12 protein-coding genes are annotated in these 12,365 nt (G+C 72.7%); 9 read left to right on the forward strand and 3 right to left on the reverse strand.

The features are described from left to right. The first annotated feature begins 106 nt into the window (after positions 1 to 106). Positions 107 to 1,249, forward strand: a complete 1,143-nt coding sequence (locus ACZ69I_RS04120; RefSeq protein WP_470830409.1) for a glycosyltransferase family 4 protein — start codon at positions 107 to 109, stop codon at positions 1,247 to 1,249. A gap of 222 nt (positions 1,250 to 1,471) precedes the next feature. Here the strand turns inward: ACZ69I_RS04120 and ACZ69I_RS04125 are convergent, their stop codons facing one another. Then, entirely contained in the window at positions 1,472 to 3,268 is a 1,797-nt protein-coding gene (locus tag ACZ69I_RS04125) for an AMP-dependent synthetase/ligase (protein WP_470830410.1), read from the reverse strand. Positions 3,269 to 3,569: 301 nt separating this feature from the next. On the opposite strand from ACZ69I_RS04125, the gene ACZ69I_RS04130 reads away from it, so the two are divergent. From ACZ69I_RS04130 to ACZ69I_RS04155, 6 genes are all read left to right on the forward strand, one after another. Continuing rightward, the gene (locus ACZ69I_RS04130; protein WP_470830411.1) at positions 3,570 to 4,340 is read left to right on the forward strand and encodes a metallophosphoesterase family protein; all 771 of its coding nucleotides are present in this window, start codon (positions 3,570 to 3,572) and stop codon (positions 4,338 to 4,340) included. Positions 4,341 to 4,417: 77 nt separating this feature from the next. Continuing rightward, positions 4,418 to 4,858 (forward strand): SRPBCC family protein, encoded by a 441-nt coding sequence (locus tag ACZ69I_RS04135; RefSeq protein ID WP_467668267.1) that lies wholly within the window; start codon positions 4,418 to 4,420, stop codon positions 4,856 to 4,858. A 183-nt stretch (positions 4,859 to 5,041) separates the two neighbouring features. After that, positions 5,042 to 6,211: an ArsA family ATPase gene (locus ACZ69I_RS04140; protein WP_470830412.1), complete on the forward strand. Its 1,170-nt coding sequence runs from the start codon at positions 5,042 to 5,044 to the stop codon at positions 6,209 to 6,211. A gap of 72 nt (positions 6,212 to 6,283) precedes the next feature. Continuing rightward, a complete protein-coding gene (locus ACZ69I_RS04145) occupies positions 6,284 to 6,748 on the forward strand; it encodes a DUF5304 domain-containing protein (RefSeq protein ID WP_467668263.1) in 465 nt (154 codons plus the stop codon). Between the two features lie 52 nt (positions 6,749 to 6,800). Next, positions 6,801 to 7,754, forward strand: a complete 954-nt coding sequence (locus ACZ69I_RS04150) for an ROK family glucokinase (RefSeq protein WP_467668261.1) — start codon at positions 6,801 to 6,803, stop codon at positions 7,752 to 7,754. A gap of 75 nt (positions 7,755 to 7,829) precedes the next feature. After that, positions 7,830 to 8,588, forward strand: coding sequence for an endonuclease/exonuclease/phosphatase family protein (locus ACZ69I_RS04155; protein ID WP_467668259.1), 759 nt, complete (start codon positions 7,830 to 7,832; stop codon positions 8,586 to 8,588). A 168-nt stretch (positions 8,589 to 8,756) separates the two neighbouring features. On the opposite strand, the gene ACZ69I_RS04160 is transcribed toward ACZ69I_RS04155, so the two are convergent. Together ACZ69I_RS04160 and ACZ69I_RS04165 are read right to left on the reverse strand one after the other, a co-directional pair. Further along, a complete protein-coding gene (locus ACZ69I_RS04160; RefSeq protein ID WP_470830413.1) occupies positions 8,757 to 9,395 on the reverse strand; it encodes a hypothetical protein in 639 nt (212 codons plus the stop codon). Next, complete coding sequence (locus ACZ69I_RS04165; RefSeq protein WP_467668255.1) at positions 9,388 to 10,167, reverse strand: alpha/beta hydrolase; 780 nt, start codon at positions 10,165 to 10,167, stop codon at positions 9,388 to 9,390. The genes ACZ69I_RS04160 and ACZ69I_RS04165 overlap by 8 nt, the downstream gene beginning before the upstream one ends. A 144-nt stretch (positions 10,168 to 10,311) precedes the next feature. On the opposite strand from ACZ69I_RS04165, the gene ACZ69I_RS04170 reads away from it, so the two are divergent. Together ACZ69I_RS04170 and macS are read left to right on the forward strand one after the other, a co-directional pair. Beyond that, the gene (locus ACZ69I_RS04170) at positions 10,312 to 11,052 is read left to right on the forward strand and encodes a lysophospholipid acyltransferase family protein (RefSeq protein WP_467668253.1); all 741 of its coding nucleotides are present in this window, start codon (positions 10,312 to 10,314) and stop codon (positions 11,050 to 11,052) included. A 40-nt stretch (positions 11,053 to 11,092) separates the two neighbouring features. Next, positions 11,093 to 12,337: a MacS family sensor histidine kinase gene (gene macS / locus ACZ69I_RS04175; protein ID WP_470830414.1), complete on the forward strand. Its 1,245-nt coding sequence runs from the start codon at positions 11,093 to 11,095 to the stop codon at positions 12,335 to 12,337. Positions 12,338 to 12,365: the final 28 nt, after the last annotated feature.

Here is a 12,365-nt window from a genome sequence, read left to right on the forward strand (position 1 = left end):
GCGCCTCGCCCCATTTCCCATACTTCATTGCGATTTCGGGAGCCATGATGCCGGGCCGTGCGGGGCCGGGGCGAAGAGGCGGGGCCGTTCGGTACTGTCGTGCGCGATGCACAAGACCTTGATCGTCACGAACGACTTCCCGCCCAGGCCCGGTGGCATCCAGGCGTTCCTGCACAACATGGCGCTGCGCCTGGACCCCGAGCAGCTCGTCGTCTACGCCTCCACCTGGAAGCGCGGCCTCGAGGGCGCCGAGGCCACCGCCGCCTTCGACGCCCAGCAGCCCTTCGAGGTCGTACGGGACCGTACGACGATGCTGCTGCCGACCCCGCGCGTCACCCGCCGCGCGGTCTCGCTGCTGCGGGAACACGGGTGTACGTCGGTGTGGTTCGGGGCGGCCGCGCCGCTCGGGCTCATGGCGCCCGCGCTGCGCAGGGCCGGGGCGACGCGGCTGGTCGCCACGACCCACGGCCACGAGGCGGGCTGGGCCCAGCTGCCCGCCTCACGGCAACTCCTGCGCCGGATCGGCGAGTCGACGGACACGATCACGTATCTCGGCGAGTACACGCGCTCGCGGATCGCGGCGGCCCTCACCCCCGCGGCGGCGGGGCGGATGGTCCAACTCCCGCCCGGCGTCGACGAGAAGACCTTCCACCCCGGGTCCGGCGGTGACGCGGTTCGGGCGCGGCTCGGTCTGACCGACCGGCCGGTGGTGGTGTGCGTATCGCGGCTGGTGCCGCGCAAGGGGCAGGACACGCTGATCCTCGCCATGCCCCGCATTCTGGCGCGGGAGCCCGAAGCGGTGCTGCTGATCGTCGGCGGCGGGCCGTACGAGGACGACCTGCGCACACTCGCGGCGGAGACGGGGGTGGCGGCCTCCGTGCGCTTCACCGGCGCGGTGCCGTGGGAGGAGCTTCCCGCGCACTACGGCGCGGGCGACGTCTTCGCGATGCCGTGCCGGACGCGGCGCGGGGGCCTCGACGTGGAGGGCCTCGGCATCGTCTACCTGGAGGCTTCCGCGACGGGGCTTCCGGTCGTGGCCGGTGACTCCGGTGGGGCGCCGGACGCGGTGCTCGACGGGGAGACGGGGTGGGTCGTGCGGGGCGGGGTGCCGGAGGAGGCGGCCGACCGGATTGTCGCCCTGCTCGGCGACGGGGAGCTGAGGGCGCGGATGGGTGAGCGGGGTCGCGCCTGGGTGGAATCCCGCTGGCGCTGGGACCTCCTGGCGGAGCGCCTCCGCGCCCTGCTGTAAGCCCGTTCGACGCGCCCCGCCGTCGTGGCTGGTCGCGCAGTTCCCCGCGCCCCTGGGAGCGGCCTTCGGCCGCTTCAGGGGTGCGGGAGAGTGAGCTTGCGCGGGGGAGAAGCGGGGCGCAGCCCCGGCTTCGGGGGCGCGGGGAACTGCGCGAGCAACCACAGCGCACCGGGAGTCGCGAACACACCGCGCCCCCACGCCGAGTGGGCGCCCCCGCCAACGCTACCCGCGGTAAATCGCCTCGATCTCGTCCGCATAATCCTTGGCCACCACATTCCGCTTCAGCTTCAGCGACGGCGTCAGATGTCCCGACTCCTCCGTGAACTGCGAGCCGAGCACCCGGAACTTGCGGACGGATTCCGCCTTGGAGACCGCCGCGTTGCCGTCGTCCACCGCGCTCTGGATCGCCGCGAGCAGATCCGCGTCGTCCCGCAACGACGTCGCCGTCGACCCCGCGGGCTTGCCGTGCTCCGCGGCCCAGCGGCCGAGGAACTCGTCGTCGACCGTGACGAGCGCGCCCACGAACGGGCGGCCGTCGCCGACGACCATGCACTCGGCGACCAGCGCGTGCGCGCGGATGCGGTCCTCGATCACGGCGGGGGCCACGTTCTTGCCGCCGGCGGTGACGATGATCTCCTTCTTGCGGCCGGTGATGCGCAGGTAGCCGTCCTCGTCGAGCGTGCCGATGTCACCCGTGTGGAACCAGCCGTCGGCGAGCGCCTCCTCGGTGGCGCCCTCGTTGTTCCAGTACTCCTTGAACAGGTGCTCGCCGTGGAGCAGCACCTCGCCGTCGTCGGCGATGCGGACCACCGAGCCCGGCAGCGGCTGACCGACCGTGCCGATCTTCTGGCGGTCCCACGGGTTGAAGGCCGTGGCCGCGCAGGACTCCGTCAGGCCGTACCCCTCGAGGACCGTGAAGCCGATGCCGCGGAAGAAGTGGCCGAGACGTTCACCGAGCGGCGCGCCGCCGGAGATCGCGTACTCACCGCGGCCGCCGAGGACCGCGCGGAGCTTGCTGTAGACCAGCTTGTCGAAGATCTTGTACTTGATCCTCAGGCCGAGCGAGGGCCCGGCGGTGGTGTCGAGCGCGCGGCTGTACGCGATCGCCGTGTCCGCGGCCTTGTCGAAGATCTTGCCCTTGCCGTCGGCCTGGGCCTTGGCGCGCGCCGAGTTGTAGACCTTCTCGAAGACGCGCGGGACGCCGAGGACCATGGTCGGCCGGAAGGACGCCAGTTCGTCGGTGAGGTTCTTGACGTCGGGGGCGTGGCCGAGCTTGATCGGCGCCATCAGCGCGGCCACCTCGACGAGCCGTCCGAAGACGTGCGCGACGGGCAGGAACAGCAGGACCGAACACTCGCCGGTGCGGAAGAGGGGCTTGAGGCGCTCCACCACGTTGCCGCACTCCGCGAAGAAGCTGCGGTGGGTGAGGACGCAGCCCTTGGGGCGGCCGGTGGTGCCCGAGGTGTAGACGATGGTGGCCGGATCGTCGGCGCCCGCCACCGCGCCGCGCTCGTCGACGGTCGCGTCCGGGACGTCGGCGCCGGTGCGGTGCAGCTCGTCGACGCCGCCCTTGTCGATCTGCCAGACGTGGGCGAGGGCGGGCAGCCCCTCGCGTACGGAAGCTACGGCGGCGGCGTGCGCGTCCAGCTCGACGACGCAGGCCACGGCGCCGGAGTCGCCCAGGATCCACTGGATCTGCTCGGCCGAACTCGTCTCGTACACCGGCACGGTGACGGCGCCCGCGCTCCAGATGGCGAAGTCGAGGAGCGTCCACTCGTAGCGGGTGCGGGACATCAGGCCGACGCGGTCGCCGGGGCGTACGCCCGCCGCGATCAGGCCTTTGGCGGTGGCGCGCACATCGGCGAGGAAGGCCTTGGCGGTGACGTCCTGCCAGTGGCCGTCGACCTTGCGGCCGATGACGGCGACATCCGGGTGCTGCGCGGCATTTCTGCGGACGATGTCGGTCAGATTGCCGTCCGCAGGGACCTCGTACAGGGCCGGAAGGCTGAACTCGCGCAAGACTGCTGCTCCTACATAAGGGCGCCGGCGCCACGACGTTGTGTGCTGCGACGGTGCGGTCCAAGATCGGGCAGGTGCTCAGTGGAGATGGGGGGCTGAGCACTACTGGACTGCCCGGACGTTACCCATCGGTATGGCTTGTTCGGTAGGGGGGCAGGGCCAGATGTTCGGTGCGTCACACGTCGCTGCGGTCTGCATGGCACAGTACGCCACCGTCTTCCCGACTCGGAAGTAACCGCAGGTCCGGGCCGCTGCCCAGGACCCCTACCCTCCGCGGAGCCGCCGTCCTAGGGTGATCGGCATGCCAGCTTTCCGGGTCAACGTGGTCAGTGACGTGCACGGCAACACCGAGGCGCTCGCCCGCGCGGGGGACGGCGCGGACGCCCTCGTCTGCCTCGGCGACCTGGTGCTCTTCCTCGACTACGGCGACCACTCGCGCGGCATCTTCCCCGACCTCTTCGGCGCGGAGAACGCCGGGCGGCTGGTGGAACTGCGCACCGCCCGCCGCTTCGAGGAGGCCAGGGAGTTCGGCAGGGGGCTGTGGGGCGACCTCGACCGCGGGGCGGCGATCGAGGGCGCGGTCCGCAAGCAGTACGCCGACATGTTCGCGGCCTTCCCCACCCCGACCTACGCCACCTACGGCAATGTCGACATCCCGGCCCTGTGGCCCGAATACGCCGGACCCGGTACCACCGTCCTGGACGGCGAACGGGTCGAGATCGGCGGCCGCGTCTTCGGGTTCGTCGGCGGTGGTCTGCGCACTCCCATGCGTACCCCCTACGAGATCAGCGACGAGGAGTACGCGGCCAAGGTCGAGGCCGTCGGCGAGGTCGACGTCCTGTGCACCCACATCCCGCCGGACGTGCCCGAGCTCCTCTACGACACGGTGGCGCGCCGCTTCGAACGCGGCAGCCGGGCGCTGCTCGCGGCGATCCACCGCACCCGCCCGAAGTACGCGCTCTTCGGCCACGTCCACCAGCCGCTGGTCCGGCGCATGCGCGTCGGCGCGACGGAGTGCGTGAACGTCGGACACTTCGCCGGGACGTCCAGGCCCTGGGCCCTGGAGTGGTGACGGCGGCCGCGCGCGGTAGCCTTCACGCGGTACACACCACCCCATCCCGGACGACCGCATCTGGAGGAGCCACAGCGATGGCCGAACACACCAGCTCGAGCATCACGATCGAGGCGGCACCGGCCGAGGTGATGGGAGTGATCGCCGATTTCGCTCGCTACCCGGACTGGACGGGAGAGGTGAAGGAGGCCGAGGTCCTCGCCACCGACGAGCGGGGCCGCGCCGAGCAGGTCCGCCTGGTCATGGACGCGGGCGCGATCAAGGACGACCAGACGCTCGGCTACACCTGGACCGGGGACGACGAGGTCAGCTGGACGCTCGTCAAGTCCCAGATGCTCCGCTCGTTGGACGGCTCGTACCTCCTCAAGCCCGTGGGCACCGGCACCGAGGTCACCTACCGCCTCACCGTCGACGTCAAGATCCCGATGCTCGGCATGATCAAGCGCAAGGCGGAAAAGGTCATCATCGACCGAGCCCTCGCAGGCCTCAAGAAGAGGGTCGAGTCCAAGGAAGCTTGAGGGGAACGGGTCCTGAGGGGCAGAGGGGCCTGAGGGGGAAAGCGGGGCGCAGCCCCCGCTTTCCAGGGGCGCGGGGAACTGCGCGAGCAACCCCCACCGCCCCGAAAGCCGCAAAAGAACCGCCCCCCCACGGCGAGTGGGCGGCCCCGCTCCCCGCCCCGCGCTCACGTACCGTTCACCGATATGCGCACCCTCCTCGTCACCGGCCCCGGCGGCTCCGGCCGGACCACCACCGCCGCGGCCACCGCACTGGCCGCGGCGCACGCCGGCCACCGGGTCCTCGTCCTCTCCGCCGACCGCACCGACACCCTCGGCACGGTGCTCGGCACCCCGGACGCGCACCCCGCACTCACCGCCCGGCGCCTGGCCCCCGACGACCGCGTCCGGGACGACCTCCTCGCCCTGCAGGAACGTGCCGCTTCCGCCCTCGACCTGCTCGGCGCCGAGCGGCTCGACGGCGAGGAACTGACCCCGCTGCCCGGGGCCGAGGAACTGGCCCTGCTGCGCGCCCTGCGCGACGCCGCACGCGACGGCGCCCACGACACCGTGGTCGTCGACCTGCCGCCCACCCCCAAGGCCCTCACGGTCCTCGCCCTGCCCGAGCAGCTCCGCCGCTACCTGCGCCGCCTGCTCCCGCCCGAGCGACAGGCCGCCCGCGCCCTGCGCCCCATGCTCGGCCGCCTCGCGGGCGTCCCGATGCCGGCCGCCTGGCTGTACGAGAGCGCGGCCCGCCTGGAGGACGAACTCGCCGCCGTCCAGCGCGTGATCGAGGCCCCCACCACCACCGTCCGGCTGGTCGCCGAGCCCGGCCCCGCGGGCGCCGACGCCGTCCGCGCCGCCACCACGGGCCTGGCCCTGCAGGGCCTGCGCACCGACCTCCTGATCGCCAACCGGATCCTCCCGGACGCGAGCGCCGACACCTGGCTGGCCGCGCTGAGCGCCCAGCAGCGCAAGACGCTCGACGAGTGGGAGGCCGGACGCGACCGGGTCGCCGCGGTCCGCCACCTCGGCCGCGACCCGCGAGGCCCCGACGACCTCGCCGCCCTCGGCCTGACGGCGCCCGCCGCCGCCCCCGGCCCCGTCGTCTGGCCCGTCACCGAAGCCGCCGCCGAGGATCGTGCCGACGCAGGCCACACGTACGTCTGGCACATCCCGCTCCCCGGCGTCGGCCGCGACGAGCTCGGCCTGATCCGGCGCGGCGACGAACTCGTCGTCACCGCGGGCCCCTTCCGCCGCATCGTCACGCTGCCGTCCGCGCTGCGCCGCTGCACGGTCGCGGGGGCCGGGCTGCGCGACGGCGAGCTGCGGGTGCGGTTCGCGCCCGACCCGGACCTGTGGCCGCGCGGGAACTGAACCGCCGGGACCCGGCCGCGGGGCCGCACGGACGGTGAACGCGTGACCGCCATTCGGGTAACGTCGGATGGCATGAGCGATGCCACCGAGCGCGAAGCCCCCGAAGTCGACGCCGACGCCTGGGAGAAGGCGTGCGCCGAGGATCTCGCGGCCGAGCGGGCGCGCCGCCGCGCGCAGTACGGCTCCCCGACCGGGTCGGCCGCCGAGGAGCTGCGCAAGCTCGTCGACGCCGTGTCGGACAAGCTCTCCGGACTGCAGGCCCCGCTGCTCGGCGCGGTCGCGCAGGGCGCCGTGGAGCAGACCATCAAGCAGGTCGTCCGGGAGGCGAAGGCCGCCGTCGAGCCGGTCATCGAGCGCAATCCCGACGTCTTCGACCACCTCGCGGCGGCCGGCTCCGAGCTCCTCGCCGCCTACCGCTCGGCGGCCCGCGGCCAGGAGAACCGGTGGACCCGCGGCGACGGCCCGAGCGGCGGCAAGCCGGGCAGGGACCGCCCGGACGAGGGCCCCTCCGCGGGCGAACACATCGATCTGGACTGACCCCCCTCGGGTACGGTGGGCCGTAGCGGGGCTCGATCGAACTGAGGGATTCATGGGACTCACCATCGGCGTCGACATCGGCGGCACCAAGATCGCGGCCGGAGTGGTCGACGAGGACGGCAACATCCTCTCGACCTTCAAGGTGCCGACCCCTGGTACTTCCGAGGCCATCGTCGACGCGATCGCCTCCGCCGTCGCGGGCGCACGGGCCGGGCACGAGATCGTCGGCGTCGGCATCGGCGCCGCCGGGTACGTCAACCGCCAGCGCTCCACGGTCTACTTCGCGCCGAACATCGACTGGCGCCAGGAGCCGCTCAAGGAAGAGGTCGAGAAGCGCGTCGGCCTGCCGGTCGTCGTGGAGAACGACGCCAACGCCGCGGCCTGGGGCGAGTACCGCTTCGGCGGCGGCAAGGGCCATCGCAACGTCATCTGCATCACGCTCGGCACCGGCCTCGGCGGCGGCATCATCATCGGCAACAAGCTGCGCCGCGGCCACTTCGGCGTGGCCGCCGAGTTCGGCCACATCCGGATGGTGCCGGACGGCCTGCTCTGCGGCTGCGGCAGCCAGGGCTGCTGGGAGCAGTACGCCTCAGGGCGCGCCCTCGTGCGGTACGCGAAGCAGCGCGCCAACGCCACCCCGGAGAACGCCGAGTACCTCCTCTCGCTCGGCGACGGCACCCCCGAGGGCATCGAGGGCAAGCACATCTCGATGGCCGCCCGGCAGGGCGACGCCGTCGCCATCGACTCCTACCGCGAGCTGGCCCGCTGGGCGGGCGCCGGCCTCGCCGACCTGGCGTCGCTCTTCGACCCGTCCGCGTTCATCGTCGGCGGCGGCCTCTCGGACGAGGGCGAGCTCGTCCTCGACCCGATCCGCAAGTCCTTCAAGCGCTGGCTCGTCGGCGCGGCCTGGCGCCCCGAGGCCCAGGTCATCGCGGCCCAGCTGGGCAACGACGCGGGCCTCGTCGGCGCGGCCGACCTGGCGCGGGAGCCGGACCCGGTCATGTGACACCGCCCCGTACGGCACACCGGTGCCCGTCGCGTCCCCTCAGGGAGCGGCGGGCACTGTCGTATCTTGATCGCCATGGCCAGCGAACCGCTCCCCAACTCCCGCACCGAAGCCGACGGTTCGGCCGTCGTCCGGGTGCTCAGCTACAACATCCGTTCGATGCGCGACGACACCGCCGCGCTCGCCCGGATCATCTCCGCCTGCGCCCCCGACCTCGTCCTGATCCAGGAGGCCCCGCGGTTCTTCCGCTGGCGCAAGAAGCTGGCCCGCCTCGCGCGCGCGGCCGACCTGGTGATCCTCTCCGGCGGCGGCAGCGCGGCCGGACCCGCGCTGCTCTGCTCGCTGCGCGCCACGGTCGAGCGCACCGAGGACGTGCTGCTCCCGCTCACCCCGGGTCTGCACCGGCGCGGCTTCGCCACCGCCGTCGTACGCTTCGGCGGCGCCCGGCTCGGCGTCCTGAGCGCCCACCTGAGCCTGCAGACCGACGAGCGGTACGCGCAGGGCGGGATGCTGCTCGACCGGCTCGCCGCACTGGGCGTGGAGCACGCGGTCGCGGGCGGCGACCTCAACGAGCGGCCGGGCGGGCGGACGTTCCGCAGGCTCGCAGCCGAACTCCAGGACTGCTGGACGGCCAGGCCGTGGGGCGGCGAGAACACCTCCACGCCGGCCGACCCGCACCAGCGCATCGACGCGCTCTTCGCGACCTCCGGCATCGAAGTCCTCGGCTGCGGCGTGCCGTTGGACCTGCCCGGGGTGGGCCCGGACGACCTGAGGGCGGCCACGGACCACCTGCCGGTCCTGGCCGCCCTCAGGGTCCCCGCGGTGACGTCCTAGGGGCGCTGCTTCACCTTGTCGGTGATCGCCCAGCTGTCGGGGTACGAGAGCTGGGTGTACGTCTTCGAGTCGAAGATGAAGCAGCCGCCGCAGGAGACCGGCGAGGCCGCAGTGGATGTCCGGCCACTCCGGACAGCTGCCGGACGGGCCCTTGCCGATGGGTGCGGCTCAGACGACGGCGCCGCGCCCCGGGTCGTCGTCCTCGTCGTCGTCACCGCTGTTCATCCGCACCACGAGGGTGGCGAAGCCGCCCAGGAAACCGCCGATGCCCAGCGTGGTCAGCCACCACGTCATCTGCCAGCCGAACAGCACGGCGAGCAGGATGAGCAGCGGGCCGCCGAGCACGGCGAGCCAGGCGAACTTGGCCGTCACGTCGGCGTCGGGCAGCGGCGGCGGCTCGGGCGGCACGAAGTGCCCCTCGTCGTCGCCGTCGAAGTCGCTCTCGGCGGGCTCCGGCGTGGTGTAGTCGCGCGGACCGCCGACGCCGGGCGCGAACGAGACGGAGCTGCCGAGCGGCTGGCCGGGGCCGGGCTTGTCGTCCGATTCGGCCGGTGTCTTCGCCGGGCCGCCCGCCGTGCCGTTCGTCTCCGTCTCCAGGAGCGCCAGGCCGTCGACCGACTTGAAGGGCTTGGCGCCCGGCGGGTCCGCGGGCTCCTCGCCGTACCCCGCGACGATCGCCTGCCAGGCGGCGTCCTCGTCCAGGGGCACGCCGTCCGCGGGCGTCCCGTCCACCGGAGTCCCGTCCGCGGGCACCTTGCTCTTCTCCGGCTCGCGGCTCTCGTCGCGGTCCGCCTCGTGCTCAGCCACCGGTGGCCGTCCCTTCCTTGCCGACACTGGGGGCGAGCCGGCCGATGAACGCGTGACTCTCCTCGAAGATCCGGTCCGCTTCGTAGTCCAACGTCGCGACGTGGTAGCTCTGTTCCAGCAGGATCTCCGTGACGTCCGTGGAGGAGACGCGGCTGAGGATCCGGGCCGAGTCGGCGGGCGGCACGACGTGGTCGCGCGGGCTGTGCAGGACCACCAACGGCTGGGTCACCTGCGGCAGTTCGGCGTCGACCAGCCGGAAGAAGCGGCGCAGGGAGTGCGCGGCGTGCAACGGGATCCGGTGGTAGCCGACCTCCTCGGAGCCGGGCTTGGCGATGTCGCTGACGATGCCCTTGGTGCTGGGCACCAGGTGCCGCGCGAGCGGCAGGGCGTGCGCCGCAAGGCCGTGCACCTTGTTCCCCGGGTTGACCAGGACCAGGCCGCTGACCGCGTCCCCGTGCTTCGCGGCCAGGCGCAGCGCGAGCGCGCCTCCCATCGAGAGCCCGAACACGAAGACCCGCTCGCACCGGTCGAGGAGGCCGCGCAGCTCGCGCTCCACCTCCGCGTACCAGTCCTGCCAGCCGGTGATCTGCATGTCCTCCCAGCGGGTACCGTGCCCGGGCAGCAGCGGCAGCGAGACGGTGAGGCCGCGCTCCGCCAGGTACTCGGCCCAGGGGCGCAGCGACTGCGGGGATCCGGTGAAGCCGTGGCAGAGGAGGACGCCGACCTCGCCGCCTTCGTGGCGGTACGGCTCGGCTCCGGGGAGGACCGGCACTTCGGTCTCCTTCGTGAGAGGTGGGAGTACTTCACCGTACGCGACCGGACTGACACCGACCAGGGTCGTCGGGCCCATTGGCGGTACCCCGGGTTAAGGTCTGATCCACAGACACAGGAGGCACTCGGTTTGATCTACGGCGCAATGAAGGTTGCCATCGGAGGGCCGCTGAAGCTCGGCTTCAGGCCCTGGGTGGAGGGCCTTGAGAACGTCCCCGCCGAAGGCCCCGCGATTCTGGCCAGCAACCACCTCTCCTTCTCGGACTCCTTCTTCCTCCCCGCGGTCCTCGACCGCAAGGTCACCTTCATCGCCAAGGCGGAGTACTTCACCTCGCCGGGCGTGAAGGGCAAGCTCACCGCGGCGTTCTTCAAGGGTGTGGGCCAGCTGCCCGTGGACCGCTCCGGCGGACGCGGCGCGGGCGAGGCGGCGATCAAGAGCGGCATTGAGGTCCTGGAGCGCGGCGAGCTCTTCGGGATCTACCCCGAGGGCACGCGTTCGCCCGACGGACGCCTCTACCGCGGCAAGCCGGGCGGTCTGGCACGGGTGGCCCTCGCCACCGGCGCCCCCGTGCTCCCCGTCGCGATGATCGACACCGAGAAGATCCAGCCGCCCGGCAAGGTGCTGCCGAAGCTGATGCGGCCCGGCATCCGGATCGGTGAGCCGCTCGACTTCAGGCGCTACCAGGGCATGGAGCAGGACCGCTTCGTGCTGCGCGCGCTGACCGACGAGGTCATGTACGAGATCATGAAGCTCTCCGGCCAGGAGTACGTCGACATGTACGCGACGGCCGCGAAGCGCCAGATCGCCGAGGAGGCGAAGGCCGCCAAGGCCCTGGAAAAGAACGCTGAGAAGAGCGCGGGCGACAAGGAACGGTCCGGCTCCTAGCCGCGTCCGTTCAGGGGTGGGAAAGACGGCGGTGGGGGACATGGCCAGGCGCGAGCACGTCATGAGGATGTCGGTCGAGCAGCCGCTGTGGCGCGCGCTCACCGCGTACCGCGTCCTGACCATGCTCTACGCCATCGGCCTGTTCGTGGCGGCGCACGAGAAGCTGGACCGCCCCTGGCTCGCCGTCTCCTACTACGCGGTGCTCGCCCCCTGGACCCTGGCCACCCTGCCCCGCGTCGCGAACGCGGCGAGCTGCACCCGGCGCTTCCTCTTCGCGGACCTGACCGTCGCGATCGTGGGCATCCTGCTCACGCCGCTCGCCGACTCCCAGCAGCGGATCGTCGACGGCGGTCCGACGCTGCCCTCCATATGGACCGCGGGCTCCGTGCTCGCCTTCGCGATCAAGGGCGGCTGGCGCTGGGCGGCCTCGGCGTCCCTCCTGGTCGGCGTCGCCAACGTGGTGCAGCGCGGCGCGTTCAGCCGCGACACCCTGCACAACGTCCTGCTGGTCTGTATCGCCTCCATCGCCATCGGCTACGTCGTGGAGCTGGCCCGCGCCTCCGAGCGCACCCTGGCCCGCGCCCTGGAGATAGAGGCCGCCACCCGCGAGCGCGAACGGCTCGCCCGCGACATCCACGACAGCGTCCTTCAGGTCCTCGCCATGGTGCAGCGGCGCGGGACCGCCATCGGCGGGGAGGCCGCGGAGCTCGGCCGTCTCGCGGGCGAGCAGGAGGTCGCGCTGCGAACCCTGGTCGCCGGGGGCCTGGTGCCCGCCTCGCACGTGTCGGAGGACGCCTCGCAGGGCGCTGTCGTACGCGTTGTCGAGGTGCCGGACGACGACGGCCCGGACGACGCGGCGCCCTGCGATCTGCGCGCGCTCCTCGTCCCGCACGCGGGGGCGGAGGTCACGCTCTCCGAGCCGGGGGCGCCGGTGCTCATGGCGCCGGGGGCCGCGAGGGAGCTGGCGGCCGCCGTCGGCGCCGCCCTGGACAATGTCCGCAGGCACGCGGGCGAGCGGGCCCGCGCGTGGATCCTGGTCGAGGACGACCCCGACGAGGTGATCGTGACCGTCAGGGACGACGGCCCCGGCATCCCGGAGGGGCGGCTCGCGGAGGCCGAGGGAGAGGGGCGCCTCGGGGTGGCCCTCTCGATCCGGGGCCGGCTGCGGGACATCGGGGGCACGGCCGAGCTGATCTCGGTGCCGGGCCAGGGGACCGAAGTGGAACTGAGAGTGCCGCGCGAAGAGGCGCGGGAGGCACGGGGGAAGGCGGGAAAGGCGAGATGAGCGAGCAGCGGAGGCAGGAACCGGCCGG

This window comes from Streptomyces sp. NPDC036815 (assembly GCF_055609205.1).